The 17,877-nt window shown below is 56.1% G+C and carries 16 protein-coding genes; 11 read left to right on the top strand and 5 right to left on the bottom strand.

The window, feature by feature from the left end; genetic code table 11:
• Window positions 1–87 precede the first annotated feature (87 nt).
• Window positions 88–399 carry a PsiF family protein gene (locus F3J29_RS12420; RefSeq protein WP_008454479.1) on the top strand — a complete coding sequence of 104 codons (312 nt, stop codon included), beginning with the start codon at window positions 88–90 and terminating at the stop codon, window positions 397–399.
• Between the two features lie 126 nt (window positions 400–525).
• On the opposite strand, the gene proC is transcribed toward F3J29_RS12420, so the two are convergent.
• Window positions 526–1,335 carry a pyrroline-5-carboxylate reductase gene (gene proC / locus F3J29_RS12415; RefSeq protein ID WP_166866422.1) on the bottom strand — a complete coding sequence of 270 codons (810 nt, stop codon included), beginning with the start codon at window positions 1,333–1,335 and terminating at the stop codon, window positions 526–528.
• Window positions 1,336–1,659: 324 nt separating this feature from the next.
• Here proC and F3J29_RS12410 point away from each other — a divergent pair, with 324 nt between their 5' ends.
• Window positions 1,660–2,121, top strand: a complete 462-nt coding sequence (locus F3J29_RS12410; RefSeq protein ID WP_166866420.1) for a YaiI/YqxD family protein — start codon at window positions 1,660–1,662, stop codon at window positions 2,119–2,121.
• Here F3J29_RS12410 and F3J29_RS12405 read toward each other — a convergent pair.
• Window positions 2,118–2,873, bottom strand: coding sequence for a DUF2076 domain-containing protein (locus F3J29_RS12405; RefSeq protein WP_166866418.1), 756 nt, complete (start codon window positions 2,871–2,873; stop codon window positions 2,118–2,120). The genes F3J29_RS12410 and F3J29_RS12405 overlap by 4 nt on opposite strands.
• A 351-nt stretch (window positions 2,874–3,224) precedes the next feature.
• Between F3J29_RS12405 and aroL the strand changes: the two genes are divergently transcribed.
• The 4 genes from aroL (at window position 3,225) to ppnP (ending at window position 5,285) form a co-directional block, all read left to right on the top strand.
• A complete protein-coding gene (gene aroL, locus F3J29_RS12400) occupies window positions 3,225–3,749 on the top strand; it encodes a shikimate kinase AroL (protein WP_166866417.1) in 525 nt (174 codons plus the stop codon).
• A 41-nt stretch (window positions 3,750–3,790) separates the two neighbouring features.
• Entirely contained in the window at window positions 3,791–3,982 is a 192-nt protein-coding gene (locus tag F3J29_RS12395) for a YaiA family protein (protein ID WP_166866415.1), read from the top strand.
• A 249-nt stretch (window positions 3,983–4,231) separates the two neighbouring features.
• Window positions 4,232–4,909, top strand: coding sequence for an AroM family protein (locus tag F3J29_RS12390; protein ID WP_166866413.1), 678 nt, complete (start codon window positions 4,232–4,234; stop codon window positions 4,907–4,909).
• A gap of 82 nt (window positions 4,910–4,991) precedes the next feature.
• Window positions 4,992–5,285: a pyrimidine/purine nucleoside phosphorylase gene (gene ppnP / locus F3J29_RS12385; protein ID WP_008454495.1), complete on the top strand. Its 294-nt coding sequence runs from the start codon at window positions 4,992–4,994 to the stop codon at window positions 5,283–5,285.
• Window positions 5,286–5,344: 59 nt separating this feature from the next.
• On the opposite strand, the gene rdgC is transcribed toward ppnP, so the two are convergent.
• Window positions 5,345–6,256 (bottom strand): recombination-associated protein RdgC, encoded by a 912-nt coding sequence (rdgC, locus tag F3J29_RS12380; RefSeq protein ID WP_008454497.1) that lies wholly within the window; start codon window positions 6,254–6,256, stop codon window positions 5,345–5,347.
• A gap of 125 nt (window positions 6,257–6,381) precedes the next feature.
• On the opposite strand from rdgC, the gene mak reads away from it, so the two are divergent.
• Window positions 6,382–7,293 carry a fructokinase gene (gene mak, locus F3J29_RS12375; protein ID WP_166866412.1) on the top strand — a complete coding sequence of 304 codons (912 nt, stop codon included), beginning with the start codon at window positions 6,382–6,384 and terminating at the stop codon, window positions 7,291–7,293.
• A gap of 457 nt (window positions 7,294–7,750) precedes the next feature.
• On the opposite strand, the gene sbcC is transcribed toward mak, so the two are convergent.
• Both sbcC and sbcD read right to left on the bottom strand, forming a co-directional pair.
• Window positions 7,751–10,906 carry an exonuclease subunit SbcC gene (gene sbcC, locus F3J29_RS12370; RefSeq protein WP_166866410.1) on the bottom strand — a complete coding sequence of 1,052 codons (3,156 nt, stop codon included), beginning with the start codon at window positions 10,904–10,906 and terminating at the stop codon, window positions 7,751–7,753.
• On the bottom strand, window positions 10,903–12,120 hold the full coding sequence (gene sbcD, locus F3J29_RS12365; protein ID WP_166866409.1) for an exonuclease subunit SbcD: 1,218 nt from the start codon (window positions 12,118–12,120) through the stop codon (window positions 10,903–10,905). Before sbcD ends, sbcC begins: the two co-directional genes overlap by 4 nt.
• 199 nt (window positions 12,121–12,319) lie before the next feature.
• On the opposite strand from sbcD, the gene phoB reads away from it, so the two are divergent.
• From phoB to proY, 4 genes are all read left to right on the top strand, one after another.
• On the top strand, window positions 12,320–13,009 hold the full coding sequence (gene phoB, locus F3J29_RS12360; RefSeq protein WP_008454506.1) for a phosphate response regulator transcription factor PhoB: 690 nt from the start codon (window positions 12,320–12,322) through the stop codon (window positions 13,007–13,009).
• 22 nt (window positions 13,010–13,031) lie between these two features.
• A complete protein-coding gene (gene phoR, locus F3J29_RS12355) occupies window positions 13,032–14,339 on the top strand; it encodes a phosphate regulon sensor histidine kinase PhoR (RefSeq protein WP_166866407.1) in 1,308 nt (435 codons plus the stop codon).
• 425 nt (window positions 14,340–14,764) lie between these two features.
• A complete protein-coding gene (gene brnQ, locus F3J29_RS12350) occupies window positions 14,765–16,084 on the top strand; it encodes a branched-chain amino acid transporter carrier protein BrnQ (protein ID WP_166866405.1) in 1,320 nt (439 codons plus the stop codon).
• Between the two features lie 72 nt (window positions 16,085–16,156).
• Window positions 16,157–17,536 carry a proline-specific permease ProY gene (proY, locus tag F3J29_RS12345; RefSeq protein ID WP_166866403.1) on the top strand — a complete coding sequence of 460 codons (1,380 nt, stop codon included), beginning with the start codon at window positions 16,157–16,159 and terminating at the stop codon, window positions 17,534–17,536.
• Window positions 17,537–17,877: the final 341 nt, after the last annotated feature.

Below are 17,877 nucleotides of genomic sequence, written 5' to 3'. Positions count from 1 at the left end.
ACAGGTAAGAAAAAAATGCGGCGGAAACGTCGCATTTTTTTTGCCTTAGGCCAGGCTTTAAACGTCACAATAAAAAAGGAATAAGGTATGAAATTTTCATTATTAGCGGTGTTACTGGTAGGGCTGGTTGGGTCAGCAACGGCGGCGGATAAAACGATGACGCCGCAGCAGCAGCGCATGACGACCTGTAATCAGCAGGCGGCTTCGCAATCTCTGAAAGGGGATCAGCGTAAGAGCTACATGAGTAGCTGTCTCAAAGGGGAAGCGCCTGCCGCAGCGGGGAAAACCCTGACGCCTCAGCAGCAAAAAATGAAGGACTGTAATGCGGACGCCGCGAAGCAATCGCTGAAGGGCGACGCCAGAAAAACCTTTATGAGTAATTGCCTGAAGAAAAAATAAGTTGTTTTGAATCACCCTCACCCCGGCCCTCTCCCTGAAAGGGAGAGGGGGAAACGGCAGATTTATGCTCGATCTAATCCCCTCTCCCCCGCGGGGAGAGGGTTAGGGTGAGGGGCTATATCAAAATCAGGACTTCCCGAGCAGCTCCGACTTCGCCATGCATTTCACCATTGCTTCCATCACGGCGGCGCGGAAACCTTTCTCCTCCAGCACTTTGACAGCTTCAATAGTGGTGCCGCCGGGGGAGCAGACCATGTCTTTCAGTTCGCCCGGATGGGTACCGGTTTCCAGCACCATTTTCGCGGAGCCCATCACCGCCTGAGCGGCAAACTGATAGGCCTGTTTGCGCGGCATACCGCCCAGTACGGCGGCATCGGCCATGGCTTCGATAAACATAAAGACGTAGGCTGGGGCAGAGCCGCTGACGCCTACGACCGGGTGGATCATCGCCTCGCTTACCACTTCGGCCTGGCCAAAGCTGCGGAAAATGCTCACCGCATCGGCGATATCTTCCGGCGTGACCAGCGCGTTTGGCGTGACCGACGTCATGCCCGCGTTCACCAGCGCGGGGGTATTCGGCATCGCACGGATAATTTTCCGGTCATGACCCAGCACTTTGGCCAGGGTTTCCAGAGTGATACCTGCGGCAATGGAGATAATCACGGTGTCTTTGTTCAGGTCGGAGTTAACTTCGCTCAGCACCTTAAGCATGATATTTGGCTTCACGGCGCCAAAGACGATGTCGGCTATCTGCGCGACTTCCTGCGCGCTCTGCGCCGGGTTAATGCCGTAGTCTTCGCATAAGGCCTGAACTTTGTCCGGCGACGGAGTGTAGATCCAGATATTGCCGGCAGGCACAAGGCCGCTGGAAATCAGGCCGCCGAGGATGGCTTTGCCCATGTTACCGCAGCCAATAAACCCTATTTTCTTGTCCATAGCATGACTCCATGGTGATGTGTTTTGTTATTTGATGGTAATAGCTTAACCCGCCTTCTGACAAACCTAATGCGGATAAAATTCTGCAATGTGTCGCCATAAAAATAAACTGGAAAATCAATTCATTGATTTTCGGCAGATAACCACAAAGAGGGAAAAACCACGCTTTTTCCCTCTTTGTCAGCAATCGCTTAACGCGCTTTTTGCCGCTTAGGCTATGTTTGCACGCAACGGCGAGCGGGCCGGGGTGGAAACAGATAAATTTTGCCATTCAGCAAAAGCACGGCAAAATCGCCCCATTCCCAACGAAAGTCAGGAGCCATAATGCAAATTTGGGTGGATGCCGATGCGTGTCCAAAAGTCATCAAAGAGGTGCTGTTTCGCGCGGCAGATCGTGCTCAGGTTATGGTCACGCTGGTGGCCAATCAGGGGATGAAAACGCCGCCGTCGCGCTTTATTCGCAGTCTTCAGGTTGCCTCAGGATTTGACGTGGCGGATAACGAAATTGTACGTCGCTGTGAAAAAGACGATCTGGTGATCACCGCCGATATTCCGCTGGCGGCAGATGTGCTGGAGAAAGGGGCGGTGGCGCTAAATCCCCGGGGCGAGCTATATACCCCTGCAACCATTCGTGAACGCCTGACGATGCGTGACTTTATGGATACTCTGCGCGCCAGCGGCGTGCAAACCGGCGGGCCTGACAGTCTGAGCCAGCGCGACCGCCAGCAGTTTGCCAATGAGCTGGAAAAATGGCTGCTGAAGGTCGCGCGGGTGCAGAAGTCTTAGATAAAGCTGTCGTCGTCGTCGCCGTAATCGTCGCCGCCAAAATCATCGTTACCGTAATCGGTGTTGTCCTGCGACTGCCAGCCGCCCTGGTTCAGGAACTGGCGGTCGTCGACCTGGCTGTAGTCGTTGACCGAATCGAATGAGCTGTTGTCGAAGGTGGGCGCCGGTTCATTGATAATATTGACGATCTCTTCCGGCTGGCTGCGGTGGAACATGCTGGTCAGCATTTCTGCCACCACGACACCACCGGCTACGCCCGCTGCGGTTTGCAGCGCGCCAGATAAGAACCCGCCTCCGGCACGCGGCGCGCTGGCAGGGGCTGCCTGCTGCTGTGGCGCACCATACCCGGCCGGGGCGTTGTATCCGCCCTGTTGCGGTGCGCCGTAGCCTGGCGCAGAAGAGGCGCCATAGTTCTGGCTGCCAGGAATCGGATCGGAGCCGCGAGCAGTATTATTGCTGCCGCCGCCGCCGAACAATCCGGCAAGGAAGCCGCCGCTGCTTTGCTGCTGGCGAGACTTCTGCTCCAGTTCGCTGACCTGCGCTTCCAGGGCCTGAATTTTGCCATTCAGCTGCTTCATGGCCGCTTCCTGAATCAGGATCGTCTGGGTCATGTAGTAAGCGGCACCCGGCTGCTGGCTGAGGTGTTGCGCAATCCGCTGTTCGGCGGCCGCATCGCGGGTGGCACTTTGGCTTTCAGCCTGTTTCAGACGGTCAAAAAGCCCGTCGATAAGACGCTGCTCTTCAGCTTGCATGGTTCATACCTCTGTCATGATGAAATCTTAAAACGAGTCTGGATCACATTCAGCGTAGGTGAAACGCCTTAATCGTAAAGCTAACCATAAATGTGTTACCGAATCTCAGATTAAGGGTTGTCATTGGCCTGGCGTTTAAAGTATTGTGGCGCAGTTAGCGAGTGGTGGATTTAGTTTACACTTGTTATGTATCAGTTAATGCCGTAATAGCTAGCTTTTAAGCGATAAACTTCACTTTTGTAATAAAAAGTTTACACTTGTTGTGTACTAGTTTAGTGGTATTATCGCATTTTGTTTTCCTGCTTTTACCCCCCAGTGGCCTCAGGCCCGCATTTCCGAGGATTATCTTTGATGACTCAACCCCTATTCTTAGTCGGCGCTCGCGGCTGTGGTAAGACGACCGTCGGTCAGGCATTGGCGAGAACGCTGGGTTACGCCTTTGTCGATACCGATAGTTTCCTGCTGAACCACACCGGTAAGAGCGTGGCGGAGATTGTGGCCGAAGAGGGCTGGGAAGGGTTTCGTGCTCGTGAATCTGATGCGCTTCAGCGCGTGACGGCCCCGGCGACGGTTGTGGCGACCGGGGGCGGTATGGTGCTGGCAGAAGGCAATCGGCAGTTTATGCAGGAAAACGGCACCCCGGTTTGGTTACATGCTCCGGCACAGGTCCTGGCTTCACGCCTGACCGCTTCCCCGGAAGAAGGGCAGCGCCCAACGCTGACAGGGAAAGGCGTTACCGATGAAATCGTTGACGTGCTCGCCGCTCGCGAAGGGCTCTACCGGCAGGTTGCCCGCCATATTGTGGACGCTACCCGCTCTCCGGATGCGGTGGTGGAAGCTATCCTCAGCGCATTACAAATGGCCCGCGCCAGTTAGCCTATACTTAACGCTCATCCATAAGACATTGAGGACGAGCGATGGCCATTCAACCTCCCTATCCCCGTGAAGCCCGAATTGTCGAAGTGCAGAAAGGTGTGCCGGGTTCAACCGTGACCGGATACCAGCTGCGGGCAGATCATCCCCATCAGGATACGCTGATAAGCGAACACGAAACGCGCCAGGAAGCTCTGGACGCAAAACAGCGCTATGAAGATCCTGATAAATCCTGAAGGATGGATGCGGGCGTGAGCGTTTCACCTCTCATAAGAGAAACTTTTATCTTATTCATTTAGCTAAAATATATTCCATTAGAGATGTTGCTCAGTAGTTGATGTTTCGTTAAGGATTTCGATGTCGCTCTGGTTGTATGCTGCGGATCGTGGCGATCGAAAAACGATCGATCCCGGCGGAGTTATTTCATAGCGGACGTGGAGCAGTGCAGCGAAGAGGGCGGTAACTGAGTAATAGCGGAGCGAAGCATGAAACCAACTGTAGCCATTCTCACCGTCGGCAAAGTATCAGTCAGTGAGGTTTTACCTTTTTTAACTGAACATATCTCTGAACAACAAATCTCCCAGGTTAGCCTGCTGGGCAACCTCTCCCCCGATGAGATTCGCCGTCAATTTTCCCCTTCCCCCGGCGAAGAAACGCTGCTCACGCTCCTGGCGGATAACACCATTACGTCAGTCGGGCGGGACAAAATCTCCATTGCGATGCAGGGCATCATCGAACAGCTGGATAACCAGGCCTACGAAGTTATCCTGCTGATGAGCACGATGCCGCTGACGGGGTTGAGCGCCCGCAATGCCATCCTGCTCGAGCCTGAGCGTATTATTCCTCCGCTGGTGGCGTCGATTGTCGATGGGCATCAGGTGGGGATCATTCTGCCGGTAGCCGAAATGATTAAGTTTCAGGAGCTGAAGTGGCGCAAGCTGACCCGTCCGCCGCTATACGCGCTCGCGAACCCGATACACGGCAGTGAAAACGATCTCTTGGAGGCGGGGAAAAAACTGATGGCTGAGGGGGCGGATGTTCTGGTCCTGGACTGCCTTGGCTACCATCAAAAACACCGGGATTTACTGCAAAAGCAGCTGGATGTGCCGGTGCTGTTGTCCAACGTGCTGGTGGCCAGATTAGCCGCGGAATTGCTTATCTGAACGGAATTAACAATTTGCGTGACAGGCCGGAGAGTTGGCCTCTATAGTGGTTTTTTTACTAATGTCGATAAAGGGCCTGTCCATGCTTCAGAGTAACGAGTACTTCTCCGGTAAAGTAAAATCCATCGGTTTTACCAGCAGCAGCACTGGCCGTGCGAGCGTTGGAGTGATGGCGGAGGGGGAATACACCTTCGGGACCGCCCAGCCGGAAGAGATGACCGTAGTGAGTGGCGCACTGCACGTTTTGCTGCCGGGGGAAACAGAGTGGAAAACCTATGCTGCGGGCGAAGTCTTTAACGTTCCTGGCCACAGCGAGTTTCATCTGCAGGTTGCCGAGCCAACGTCCTATCTTTGCCGCTACCTGGCCGATAAATAACTGAGTTTCAGGCCCCTCGTTTCATCGCGAGGGGCTTTTTTATGCGTCAGCCGCAGCGATTAACGCTGAGCTTCTCCGCCGAGAGCTTCCACCAGATTGGTAATCAGCGCCGACAGCTCGCCGGTCATCAGAATAAAATCGGCGTCAAAACGCCCGCCAAAATCTTCCCGGTCGATATCGTCGTTCTGTTCGCGCAGGATATCGGCAAACTTCAGGCGTTTGACAGAGCCATCGTCCGCCAGCACGAACTGAATACGCTCCTGCCAGTCCAGCGCCAGCTTGGTGACCACTTTACCGGTTTCAATGTGCGCGGCGATTTCATCGCATACCAGCTCTTGCTGCTTGCAGCGGATCACGCCGCCGCCTTCAAGGATTGCCTTGAGCTCAGCTTCGTCCATCAGCGCAAAGCCTGCCGGAACATCCCCTGAACGTACCCACTCGGTCAGCGTCAGTTCGATAGGGTTTTCCAGCGCCAGCGGGACCACCGGCAGAGAACCCAGGCTTTTACGCAGCAGGGCCAGCGTATCTTCCGCTTTTTTGGCGCTGGCGCAGTCAACCATGATCAGGCCGTTGACGGTGTCTATCCACATCATAGTCTGGCTAAAGCGGCTGAAAGCGCGCGGCAGCAGGGAGTGCAGCACTTCGTCTTTGAGGGAATCTTTCTCGGTCTTCTTCAGCTTGCGGGCCTGTTCCGCTTCGAGCTTATTGATTTTGGCTTCAAGAGCCTGTTTGATGACCGGAGCGGGCAGAATTTTTTCTTCTTTACGGGCGCAAATCACAATCTGGCCGTTGGCAACATGGGTTAATGCATCGCTGTGCGAGCCCATCGGCGACACCCAGCCGGTTTTGGCCATGTCCTGGCTGCCGCAAGGGGTGAAGGTGAAGGCGGCTAACTGTTTTTCCATTGCATCCGCCGTCAGCGTGATGTCACGGCTTAAACGGTAAACCATTAAATTTTTAAACCACAGCATGATTCTGTCCCAGGTTGTCAGTTAAACGCAGCGGGCATGATAACGAATTGACGGCCTCGTTTCATTGTCTTTGCTTGGCCTGCATTTTAGGTAGTTGATAATTATCACCAAATGAGGAAGTTCTTGTGCGCATAGGTATCGATCTCGGTGGGACTAAAACAGAAGTGATCGCGCTGGCAGACGACGGTAAACAACTTTATCGCCACCGTTTGCCCACGCCAAAAAACGACTACCAGGCCACCATCAAAAACATTGTTGAGCTGGTGCGGCTGGCGGAAGAAGCCACGGGCGAGACCGGTACGGTAGGGCTTGGGATCCCGGGATCGATCTCCCCTTATACCCGAGTGGTGAAAAATGCGAACTCAACCTGGCTGAACGGGCAGCCGTTTGACAAGGATCTCAGCCTGGCGCTTAAACGTGAGGTCAGGCTGGCGAACGATGCTAACTGCCTGGCGGTGTCGGAAGCTATCGATGGCGCAGCAGCAGGGGCGCCGATTGTCTTTGCGGTGATCATCGGTACCGGCTGCGGCGCGGGCGTGGCGATCAATGGCCGGAGCCTGATCGGCGGCAACGGCACCGCGGGCGAGTGGGGACATAACCCGCTGCCGTGGATGGATGAAGATGAACTGCGTTTTCGGGAAGAAGTGCCTTGCTACTGCGGTAAGCAGGGCTGCATTGAGACCTTTATTTCCGGCACCGGATTTGGCACGGACTATCAGCGTCTGAGCGGAAAAACGCTGAAAGGGCACGAAATCATCAGCCTGGCAGAGCAGCAGGATCCGCTGGCGGAGCTGGCTATCAGCCGCTATGAGATGCGTCTCGCGAAGTCGCTGGCGCATATCGTCAACATTCTTGATCCGGACGTGATCGTGCTGGGCGGCGGGATGAGTAACGTGGAGCGTTTATACCGGACGGTGCCGCAGCTGATTAAACCGTGGGTGTTTGGCGGCGAGTGTGAAACGCCTGTTCGCAAAGCGGTGCACGGGGATTCCAGCGGCGTTCGCGGTGCGGCGTGGCTGTGGCCGATAGAGAAGTAAATTCCCCCCTCACCCCGGCCCTCTCCCCGTGGGGGAGAGGGGGAAAACAGATGCCGGAAATGTGGTTTATTCCCTATGCCTCTGGGAGAGGAGTAGGGGGAGTTGAAAAACCAGAAGCGACAGCGTAGTTGAAGTTAGTACCGGGTTTAAAGCGAAACACGGTTCCGGCTTAAATCGCCTGCGTTTTCTCTCCGACTGGCCGGAGGCTGAGAGCGTCGGGAACGCATCTCAGCCGACCCAGGACTGGGAGATAAAACGGAGGTCTGCCGCTCACGCGGTCGATTTATTTCGCCGGGAGTCCGGGTTCTCAGGGGAATGACGGTGATTCCCCTGAGACGTTCACCGATGCGGTGGTGACATATGAAACCGAACTGGAAGTGAACGGAACCTTAACCGTTCCTTCATAAGCGTACTTGTGACTTAAAGAGCCTTCCCTTTGGTGAGAGCCTGGCAAGGATCACTCCACCGCGAAAGCCTTATCCAGGCGACTTACACCTAGCCCGTTAATCTTCTTCACCTTAATCTGCACCGGGATCCGCTCTTTCATCGCCTCAACGTGGCTGATAACGCCGATGGTTTTGCCGCTGGCGTTCAGCGTATCCAGGGCGTCGAGTGCGGTATCCAGCGTCTGTGCGTCCAGGGTGCCAAAACCTTCATCCAGGAACAGAGAGTCAATGCGGGTTTTATGGCTGACCAGGTCGGATAACGCCAGCGCCAGCGCCAGGCTTACCAGGAAGCTTTCGCCGCCGGAAAGCGTGCGGGTGTCGCGTACCGCATCGGCCTGCCAGGTATCGACCACCTGTAATTCAAGCGCTTCGCTGTCTTTGCGCTGCAGCAGGTAGCGCCCGTGCAGGCGATTGAGCTGATTGTTTGCCAGCCAGACGAGGTTATCCAGCGTCAGACCTTGTGCAAATTTGCGGAATTTATCCCCTTCTTTGGAGCCGATAAGCGCGTTGAGGTAGCCCCAGTCTTCTGCCTGCGCTTCACAGGCTTTTATTTCCTGCATCAGCGTTTGCTGGCGAACCCGGTTTTCCTCGTCGTGGCGTAGCTGCTGGAGGATTTGACCTTGCTGTGAGGCATTCTCACGCAGCTGGAGGCCAAGCGCTGAAATTTGTGTCTCCAGCGCGCTAAGGTCTATTTCGTCATGCAGATTTTCTGGCCGCGCCGATACGTGCTGGGTCAGCGCACTTTCCGCCTGTTTCAGCAGAGTGACCTGCTGCTGATGCTGGCGCTCCAGCAGCTGTTGACGCTGTTCCAGTTCAAGGCGCTCTGGCTCTTCCAGCAGGGCGCTGCGGAAATCGGCCTCATCGCTGAACTGGCTGGCCGAAAGCGCATTCCTGAACTGCGTTTGCGCCGCCGTGCTTTCTTCTTCGCTTTGCTTCAGCTGTTGTTGCAGGGACTGGCGCTGCCCTTCAAGGAGGTTGCAATCGTTATGCAATGCCTGCCAGTTTTGCAGAGCAGCCTGATGCTCGTGTTCATCCAGCGGCAGCGGGGTGGAGCCATCGTCCGCGAAGGTCGAGAGCAACATCTCGAGAGCGGAGAGCTGCTGGCGAAGCTGCGGCAGCTTGTCCTGCTGGTGCAGCCATTGCTGAGATTCTTTTTGGCGTGCCTCCAGCCAGGTTTGTTCTTCGCCCGACTCAGGCCGCTGAAGGCCAGCCTGTTCCAGCGCCGTTTGTAGCGAAGTGCGCAGCGCCACAAAGTCTGCGTTCAGCTTTTCATGCTGCTGACCGTCGCGCTGGTATTGCGCCTCCAGCGCCTGACGCTCGCCAAGCTGGCGCAGCATCAGCTCGCGCTGTTCCTGATCGTCAAGCCAAGCGCTGAGATCGTCCTGAGGCGTTAAAGCGATAGCCAGTTCTGCACACTGCTGCTGCCAGCGGGCCGAGAGCAACGTTTTTTCTGCCTCAATGGCGGTGCTGGCCTGCACCAGTTTTTCGCGCTGCTGGCGCTGGGTATCCAGCTGGCCTTTAAGGGCAAAGCCAAGCTCTGCGAGCTTAGCCACTTCTTGCTTAAGAGCGGCAAGGCGCTGTTGGTTCTCCCCGGGTTCGAGAGTCTTATACGCTTCTACAGCCGGGTGCTGGGTTGAGCCGCAAAGCGGGCACGGCGAATCAGGCTGCAGGCGCGCGCGCTCGGCTTCAAGGCTTTGGATGCGCTTTTCCTGCTCGACGACTTTTTCCAGATCCGCTTCGTGCTGACGTTTGTCTTTGTACTGCTGGCGCTTTTGCCCCAGTTCAACGTCACGCTCGGCAATCTGTTTATCCAGCTCGGCAAGCTCGCGCTGCTGCTCGGATTTACGTTTCTCCAGCGCGGCAAACTGCGGCTGCAAAGTGGCCAGCAGCTGGCGGGCAGGCCGGGTTTTCAGCATTCGCTGTAAATGAGCGCTCACTTCATCAGGCGAAAGGCTGAGCGTTGGCTCAGGCAGCGCCTGCAGCTTTTTCCGACTGGCTTCAAGCGCCTGCGTTAGCTCTGTAAGCTGTTTTTCGTCGCGCCGCTGCTGCGTGAACGCCATGCGCCAGCCCGTGAGTTCGGCTGACCACAGCCTGTAGCGGTCATTTGCCGCGAGCCAGTCTTCGACCTGCCGGGCTTCACTCTTCAGCCGCTGAGCCTGTTCGGCTGCCAGCATCCGGGTTTGCTGTCGGCGAACGGAAAGCTGCTGTAAGCGGGTATTCACTTTTTCCGCCGCCTCGCTGTTTTGCTTCAGCGACTGCTGCTTTTCCTGCAGCCGCTGCCAGTCAGGGCGAAGTTTTTCAGCGGGCAGGGCTCGGGTGAGTTTCGCCAGCACTGGCTCTGCGTCCTTGAGCGCCTGACTGGCGCCGTCCAGCGCCTGCTGTTTTTGGACTTTATCGGCAGAAAGCCGGGTTAGCTGAGCGAGCCATTGCTGGTGTTGCTGCTGCTGTTGGTGCTCCACGGAAAGCTTTTTCTCTTCCTGAGTGAGCGCCTGCAAACTCTCTGTAAGCTGTTGTTGCTGCTCTGTGGTTAATAGCGCGACGCCGGAAGCCTGAGCCAGCAGGTTTTCAAGGCGGCTTTTGATTTGCTTATGATTTTCAAACACCGCGGCGGAAACGGTGCCGTAAATCTCCGTGCCGGTCAGCTCTTCAAGCAGCGAGGCGCGGTCGTTGGCATCGGCGTTTAAAAAGGCGGCGAACTGCCCCTGGGAGAGCATCATTGAGCGGGTGAAGCGGTCGTAGTCCAGCCCTGTGAGAGAGGCGATGATCTCCAGCTTGTCTTTGATTTTATCCGCGAGGATTTTGCCGTCGTTGATTTGGGCCAGCTCCACGCGCGGCGCCTGAAGATTGCCGTTTGCCGCGTTACGGGCGCGATTCTGGCTCCAGAAAGCGCGGTAGCCCGTGCCTTTTACCTCAAACTCGACTTCGGCCAGGCATTCCGCCGTGTCCCGGGTCATCAGGTCATTTTGCGATTGTGACACGGTGTTGAGACGCGGTGTTTTGTGGTACAGCGCAAGGCAAATGGCATCCAGCAGGGTGGTTTTGCCCGCGCCCGTGGGGCCGGTGATGGCAAACAGCCCGTTGCTGGCGAAAGGCTCCTGGGTGAAATCAATTTTCCACTCGCCTTTCAGGGAGTTAATGTTTTTTAACCGCAGGCTGAGGATTTTCATGCCTGTTCCTCCTGCTGGTGCAAATCTGAAAGGGTTTGGGCAAACAGCGTTCTTAGCCTGGCGGCGCGCTCCTCGCTGTTTTCTTCCTGGCTTAGCCGCCGCTCAAAGACCTCCTCAACGCTTAACTCGCTCAGCGTCTCTTTATGCTGGCTGGCGATCGCCCGTTCGCGCTGTTCGCGGCTGCGGCGCAGCAGGACAACTTCGACCGGTAAATCGTCGGTGAGCGCCTGTACCTGTCGCTGCATATCGTGCAGGTATTCGTCGGTGGCAATTTCGATATCCAGCCAGACTTTGGGTTCAGCAGGCGCGTTTCGCCACTGCTCTAGCTGCTGCTCGATGTCACGCAGCGACCCTTTCACAATGGCCAGCGGCTGGCTGACAGGGACTTCCAGAGGCTCGACGCTGGTTAGCGCTCCGGCGTTGAATGTCACCAGAAAAACGGTTTTTGCTTTGCCGGTTTCGTCGAAGCTCAGCGGAATCGGCGAGCCGCTGTAGCGAATGTGCTCCGTGCCGCCAATTTTTTGTGCACGATGAATGTGCCCGAGCGCAATATAGTCGGCGGGCGGGAAGTGCTGCGCCGGGAAGGCATCCAGCGTGCCGATATAGATATCGCGTACCGCATCGGATTTCGTGACACCTACCGTGGTCAGGTGCCCGGTGGCAATAATCGGCAGCGGCTGGTCACCGCGGAGCGCCACGGCGGCGGCATAGCATTGCTGGTAATGTTCGCTGATGGCTTCCATTAAAGAGCGCTGTTTTTCATGGCCGGACAGCCCGGCCTGGCTGCTTTGAATGTCGCGAGGACGCAGGAAAGGAATCGGGCAGAGAATCGCGCCCGGCGTGCCGTCTTTTTGATTGAGCAGCAGCGCCTGTTCGTCTTTGCTGTGGCGGGCGCTGGCAATGACGCGGGTGTTCAGGCAGGCCAGCAGCTCGCGGGATTCATTCAGGGTGGCTACGGAATCGTGATTCCCCGCCAGCACCACGAGCTGGCAGCCGGTGCTCTGCAGCTGCACGACAAAACGGTTATACATTTCACGGGCGTAGCTCGGCGGCGAGCCGGTATCAAAGATATCTCCCGCGACGAGGATCGCATCCACCTGATGCTCGACCGCGGCGTTTAACAACCAGTCGAGAAAGGCCTGATGTTCAGAAGCCCGGCTTTTGGTATAGAAGTTTTGGCCGAGGTGCCAGTCTGATGTGTGGAGAATGCGCATAACCTGTCCCATGGCAAAGAGGCGAATTACCGATTATAAGCTATTGAGCTGGCAGCGTAACCGCCAGTCAAAATCAGCGGCTGTCATAATTCAGAAAGGTGAAATATCTGGCCGTCATCTTTTTCATAAATCTGTCACAAATCTGACGCATACTGGCGCACAATTAATAAGAGATGGTCTCTTTTCAACAGGGTAAATCATGGCGAGACGCATTTTAGTCGTAGAAGATGAAGCTCCGATTCGTGAAATGGTGAGCTTTGTGCTCGAGCAAAATGGCTTCCAGTCGGTAGAGGCGGAAGATTATGACAGCGCGGTTAACCTGCTGATTGAACCTTTCCCCGACCTGATCCTGCTGGACTGGATGCTGCCAGGCGGTTCCGGGATCCAGTTTATCAAGCACCTGAAGCGTGAAGCGCTGACCCGCGAAATCCCGGTGATGATGTTGACCGCGCGCGGCGAAGAAGAAGATCGCGTGCGTGGCCTTGAGGTCGGTGCCGATGATTACATCACTAAGCCGTTCTCGCCTAAAGAACTGGTGGCGCGTATCAAGGCGGTGATGCGCCGTATTTCCCCGATGGCGGTGGAAGAAGTGATTGAGATGCAGGGGCTGAGCCTTGACCCGTCCTCACACCGCGTGATGACCGGCGAAGATCCGCTCGACATGGGGCCAACTGAATTTAAGCTGTTACACTTCTTTATGACTCACCCGGAGCGCGTTTACAGCCGTGAACAGCTGCTCAATAACGTGTGGGGAACGAACGTTTACGTTGAAGACCGTACCGTAGACGTGCATATTCGTCGCCTGCGTAAAGCTTTGGAAACAAGTGGTCATGACAAAATGGTGCAAACAGTTCGCGGCACGGGTTATCGTTTTTCAACCCGTTTTTAATATGCTGACAGGAGCGTGACGCGTGCTGGAACGGCTGTCATGGAAAAGGCTGGTACTGGAGCTGGTGCTCTGTTGTATGCCAGCGGCAATTCTTGGATTGATTTTTGGCCACCTGCCGTGGTTTTTACTGGCGGCAGTGACCGCCCTGTTAAGCTGGCATTTCTGGAATTTACTTCGTCTTTCCTGGTGGCTGTGGGTTGACCGCAGCATGACCCCGCCGCCCGGGCGGGGAAGCTGGGAGCCTTTGCTGTACGGGCTGCACCAGATGCAGTTGCGTAATAAAAAGCGCCGCAAAGAGTTAGGCAACCTGATCAAGCGCTTCCGAAGCGGAGCAGAATCGCTGCCCGATGCCGTCGTGCTGACCACCGAAGAAGGCACCATTTTTTGGTGTAACGGCCTGGCACAACAGCTGCTTGGCCTGCGCTGGCCGGACGACAGCGGCCAAAATATCCTCAACCTGCTGCGTTACCCTGAATTCTCGCAATACGTGGCGAAGCAGCAGTTTGGTCGCCCGCTGACGCTGGTGCTGAACAATGGCCGCCATCTTGAGTTCCGCGTGATGCCCTACGCCGACGGGCAGTGGCTGATGGTGGCGCGTGACGTCACGCAGATGCACCAGCTTGAAGGCGCTCGCCGCAACTTCTTTGCCAACGTTAGTCATGAGCTGCGCACGCCGCTGACCGTGTTACAGGGTTACCTGGAGATGATGCAGGATCAGGCTCTGGAAGGGCCGTTGCGGGATAAAGCGCTGCATACCATGCGCGAGCAAACTTCACGCATGGAAGGGCTGGTGAGGCAATTGTTAACGCTGTCGCGTATTGAAGCCGCGCCCACGCTGTCGATGAATGAGAAAATCGACGTGCCGCTGATGCTGCGCGTGGTGGAACGTGAGGCGCAGACGCTGAGCCAGCAGAAGCAAACGCTCACTTTTAACGTTGAACCCGGGCTGCAGGTTTACGGCAACGAAGAACAGCTCCGCAGCGCGATCTCTAACCTGGTGTATAACGCGGTGAATCACACGCCGGCCGGGACGCACATTACGGTCACCTGGCGCCGGCTGCCTCACGGCGTAGCGTTTAGCGTCAAGGATACCGGGCCGGGGATCTCCGCCGAGCACATTCCGCGCCTGACGGAGCGTTTCTACCGCGTAGACAAAGCGCGCTCCCGGCAGACTGGGGGCAGCGGGCTTGGTCTGGCTATCGTCAAGCATGCTCTTAGCCATCATGATGCGCGGCTGGATATCGAAAGCCTGCCGGGGCAGGGCTCGACGTTTTCGTTTATTCTGCCAGAGCGCCTGATTGCCCATGAGTCAGCGGTGGCTGCACATTAATTAACCTCAACCGTCAAGTACGCTTTCCACAGGCCAGTTTTCTGGCCTTTTTGTTTGTATTTTCACCACTCGTTAAGCGATGAATATCGAATTGATGCTTTTTTGTCCGCATGATAAGCCATAACAAAAGCGTATAATCAACTTTATTCACTGGTTATGCGTATTTTTAAAGGATATATTTCTGGTTTCCCGATCCCTTCTTGTCTTCAAACGCTATAAGCGTTTTAATTGCCCCCCTGTTATTACCAGACCGACTGAAATTGAGTGGTAATTCGACTAACTATTCTTCGCCACCGATCCGGAGAAGCATATTCCGCTGTCGTTACCGGTAATAACCGCGTTTTTACCGAACGTTATTTGGACTGAACGTCGGTTTAAAAATTTGAGCATTTTCAACACCACACATCCACAGGCTGCTTTATTTTATGACCTATCATTTGAAATCTCGTGACATCATCGCTCTGGGCTTTATGACCTTTGCGCTGTTTGTGGGCGCGGGCAACATCATTTTCCCTCCTATGGTTGGCTTACAGGCTGGCGAGCACGTCTGGACGGCGGCGCTTGGCTTCCTGGTCACGGCGGTAGGTTTACCCGTTCTGACTATCGTGGCGATTGCCCGCGTGGGCGGCGGTATTGATAGCCTTAGTTCGCCGATTGGCCGCCGCGCCGGTATTTTGCTGGCGACGGTCTGCTACCTCGCCGTAGGGCCGCTGTTTGCCACGCCTCGTACGACCACCGTTTCCTTTGAAGTGGGGATTGCCCCGCTGACCGGTATGGGCGATATGCCGCTGTTTATCTACAGCCTGGTGTACTTCGCGCTGGTGATCGGGATTTCTCTTTATCCGGGTAAGCTGCTGGATACCGTGGGCCACGTGCTGGCGCCGGTGAAAATCATCGCGCTGCTGATCCTGGCGGCCGGGGCGGTGCTGTGGCCAGCCGGTGGTTTGAGTACGGCAACTGAAGCCTATCAGAATGCGGCGTTTTCTAACGGCTTCGTGAACGGCTACCTGACGATGGACACGCTGGCGTCGCTGGTGTTCGGGATTGTTATCGTGAATGCCGCGCGCTCTCGTGGCGTGACCGAATCTCGCCTGCTGACCCGCTACACGATTTGGGCTGGCCTGATTGCCGGTATCGGCCTGACGATTATCTACCTGGCACTGTTCCACCTCGGGTCCGACAGCGCGAATCTGGTCGATCAGAAAGCCAACGGCGCGGCTATTCTGCACGCCTATGTGGCGCATACCTTCGGCGGAGCCGGGAGCTTCTTCCTCGCGGCGCTGATTTTCCTGGCCTGCCTGGTGACCGCGGTTGGCCTGACCTGCGCCTGTGCGGAGTTCTTTAGTCAGTATCTGCCGCTCTCTTACCGCTCGCTGGTGTTTATCCTCGGCCTGTTCTCGATGGTGGTGTCTAACCTGGGCCTGAGCCATCTGATTCAGATTTCGATCCCGGTGCTGACGGCAATCTATCCGCCTTGTATCGCCCTGGTGGTGCTGAGCTTCACCCGTCCGTGGTGGAACAACTCCACCCGCGTTATTGCGCCGGCAATGCTGATAAGCCTGTTGTTTGGTATCATTGACGGCATTAAGGCATCGGCCATCAGCGACATGCTGCCTGGGTGGGCGGCGAAACTGCCGCTGGCGGATCAGGGACTTGCCTGGCTGCTGCCGACCGTTGCGATGATTGTGATCACCGCTATCTGGGACAAAGCGGCAGGGCGCCAGGTCACCTCCGCCGCCCACTAAGTTTTTGATTGCTAAGTAACCACGGAGTCGTCCTCCGTGGTTTTTTTATTGTAAAGCGTGGAACCTGGATTCATGGAAAACACCAACAAGCTCAAGCGCGGTTTGAGCACCCGGCACATTCGATTTATGGCGCTGGGGTCGGCGATTGGCACAGGGCTGTTTTACGGTTCGGCGGACGCCATCAAAATGGCGGGGCCGAGCGTTTTACTGGCGTATATCATCGGCGGCGTCGCGGCCTATATCATCATGCGCGCGCTGGGCGAAATGTCGGTGCACAATCCTGCTGCCAGCTCGTTTTCCCGCTACGCTCAGGACAACCTTGGGCCGCTGGCTGGCTACATTACCGGCTGGACGTACTGCTTTGAGATTTTGATTGTTGCCATCGCCGACGTGACCGCGTTTGGGATCTACATGGGTATCTGGTTCCCGGCTGTACCGCACTGGGTCTGGGTGCTGAGCGTGGTGCTGATTATCTGCGCCATTAACCTGATGAGCGTGAAGGTGTTCGGCGAGCTGGAGTTCTGGTTCTCGTTCTTTAAAGTCGCCACTATCATCATCATGATCGTTGCCGGCATTGGCATTATCGTATGGGGGATTGGCAACGGCGGCCAGGCGACCGGCATCCATAATCTGTGGAGCAACGGCGGCTTCTTTAGCAACGGCTGGCTGGGCATGATCATGTCTCTGCAGATGGTGATGTTTGCCTACGGCGGGATTGAGATTATCGGTATCACCGCAGGTGAAGCAAAAGATCCGCAAAAATCCATTCCACGCGCCATCAACTCCGTGCCGCTGCGTATCCTGGTGTTCTATGTGGGCACGCTGTTCGTCATCATGTCCATCTATCCGTGGAACCAGGTGGGCACCGAAGGCAGCCCGTTTGTGATGACCTTCCAGCATATGGGCATTACCGCTGCAGCCGGCATTCTGAACTTTGTGGTTATCACGGCTTCGCTCTCGGCGATTAACAGCGATGTGTTTGGCGTGGGCCGCATGCTGCACGGCATGGCCGAGCAGGGTAGCGCGCCTAAAATCTTCGCCAGGACTTCCCGCAACGGTATTCCGTGGGTCACTGTTGTGGTGATGGCCTGCGCGCTGCTGCTGGCGGTTTACCTGAACTACATCATGCCGGAAAACGTCTTCCTGGTGATTGCGTCGCTGGCAACGTTCGCCACCGTTTGGGTGTGGATTATGATCCTGCTGTCGCAGATTGCCTTCCGCCGCCGCCTGTCGCCGGAAGAAGCGAAAGCGCTGAAATTCCCGATCCCCGGTGGCGTAGCGACGACCGTGGTGGGCCTGGTGTTCCTGGTGTTTATTATCGGGCTGATTGGTTACCACCCGGATACCCGTATTTCGCTGTACGTGGGCTGCGGCTGGATTGCGCTGCTGCTTATTGGCTGGGTTGTTAAGCGCCGGGTTAAGGCGCAGGCATCGGAGAGCATCGTTCCTTAGCCTCAAATAACTTTCATGTGGGACGGCTGATATTCCGTTCACTTCCAGCCTTATTTTACATGCAGCCATCGCACTGGTGAACGTCTCGGGGGAATCACCGTCATTCCCCCGAGGCCCCGGACTCCCGGCGAAATAAATCGACCGCTAAAGCGGCAGACCTCCGTTTTATCTCCCAGTCCTGGGTCGGCTGAGATGTATTCCCGACACTCTCAGCCTCCGGCCGTTCCCGACGGCCGGACCCTGGCCAGTCGGAGAGAAAACGGAGGCGATTTAAGCCGGAACCGTGCCTCGCTATTCGCCCAACGTTTCACCCAGCCACTACGTCGCTTCTGTTTTTTTGC

This window comes from Enterobacter sp. Cy-643 (assembly GCF_011752815.1).
Taxonomy (GTDB): Bacteria; Pseudomonadota; Gammaproteobacteria; order Enterobacterales; family Enterobacteriaceae; genus Cedecea.
Note: the sequence above shows the minus strand (reverse complement) of the source record. Positions and strands in the feature narration are given on the sequence as shown.

Excerpts from the sequence above, each read along its gene's own strand:
- proC (WP_166866422.1), bottom strand. The coding sequence starts at position 1,335 with ATGGACAAGAAAATAGGGTTTATTGGCTGCGGTAACATGGGCAAAGCC.
- rdgC (WP_008454497.1), bottom strand. The coding sequence starts at position 6,256 with ATGCTGTGGTTTAAAAATTTAATGGTTTACCGTTTAAGCCGTGACATC.
- phoB (WP_008454506.1), top strand. The coding sequence starts at position 12,320 with ATGGCGAGACGCATTTTAGTCGTAGAAGATGAAGCTCCGATTCGTGAA.
- sbcC (WP_166866410.1), bottom strand. The coding sequence starts at position 10,906 with ATGAAAATCCTCAGCCTGCGGTTAAAAAACATTAACTCCCTGAAAGGC.
- sbcD (WP_166866409.1), bottom strand. The coding sequence starts at position 12,120 with ATGCGCATTCTCCACACATCAGACTGGCACCTCGGCCAAAACTTCTAT.
- brnQ (WP_166866405.1), top strand. The coding sequence starts at position 14,765 with ATGACCTATCATTTGAAATCTCGTGACATCATCGCTCTGGGCTTTATG.
- F3J29_RS12395 (WP_166866415.1), top strand. The coding sequence starts at position 3,791 with ATGGCCATTCAACCTCCCTATCCCCGTGAAGCCCGAATTGTCGAAGTG.
- F3J29_RS12405 (WP_166866418.1), bottom strand. The coding sequence starts at position 2,873 with ATGCAAGCTGAAGAGCAGCGTCTTATCGACGGGCTTTTTGACCGTCTG.
- F3J29_RS12420 (WP_008454479.1), top strand. The coding sequence starts at position 88 with ATGAAATTTTCATTATTAGCGGTGTTACTGGTAGGGCTGGTTGGGTCA.
- ppnP (WP_008454495.1), top strand. The coding sequence starts at position 4,992 with ATGCTTCAGAGTAACGAGTACTTCTCCGGTAAAGTAAAATCCATCGGT.
- proY (WP_166866403.1), top strand. The coding sequence starts at position 16,157 with ATGGAAAACACCAACAAGCTCAAGCGCGGTTTGAGCACCCGGCACATT.
- F3J29_RS12410 (WP_166866420.1), top strand. The coding sequence starts at position 1,660 with ATGCAAATTTGGGTGGATGCCGATGCGTGTCCAAAAGTCATCAAAGAG.
- aroL (WP_166866417.1), top strand. The coding sequence starts at position 3,225 with ATGACTCAACCCCTATTCTTAGTCGGCGCTCGCGGCTGTGGTAAGACG.
- F3J29_RS12390 (WP_166866413.1), top strand. The coding sequence starts at position 4,232 with ATGAAACCAACTGTAGCCATTCTCACCGTCGGCAAAGTATCAGTCAGT.